Origin of the sequence: Faecalibacterium sp. DFI.5.82, assembly GCF_029076575.1 — a bacterium.
Lineage (GTDB): Bacteria > Bacillota > Clostridia > Oscillospirales > Ruminococcaceae > Faecalibacterium > Faecalibacterium duncaniae.
The window spans coordinates 1-344 of record NZ_JARFIS010000193.1 but is presented as its reverse complement, the minus strand read 5'-3'; the positions used below and the strand labels follow the sequence as shown (position 1 = coordinate 344).

Here is a 344-nt window from a genome sequence, read left to right as displayed (position 1 = left end):
GTGCACCAGCGGCTCGCCCTCGCCCGAAACAAATAAGAGGTTGAGCACCGCGGTAAAGAGGATTATGGGCAAAATGGGCTTCAGGCTCTTGGTGATCAGCTTGAAGGGGATCTTTGCCACGCCGTACATGGCCACAAGAAACACAAGGGACAGCGTCAGGCCCAGCGGGTTGGACGCGGCAAACAGCAGGATGATGTAGACGATGGTCAGCACCAGCTTCATGCGGGGGTCAAACTTATGCACACGGCTGTCGCCCGGGAAGTGCTGGCCGATGGTGATATCTCTCAGCATGTGGCAGCGCCCCCCTTCTTTGCATCCACACGGGGCAGCACAAGGCTGTCGCC

Annotated in this window: 1 protein-coding gene; it reads right to left on the bottom strand. The window is 58.7% G+C overall.

The genetic code is table 11. From position 1 onward, the window contains the following. Positions 1-291 (bottom strand): CbiQ family ECF transporter T component (locus P0G09_RS16205; RefSeq protein ID WP_275253178.1); only part of this gene is annotated, 291 nt, incomplete at its 3' end. Positions 292-344: the final 53 nt, after the last annotated feature.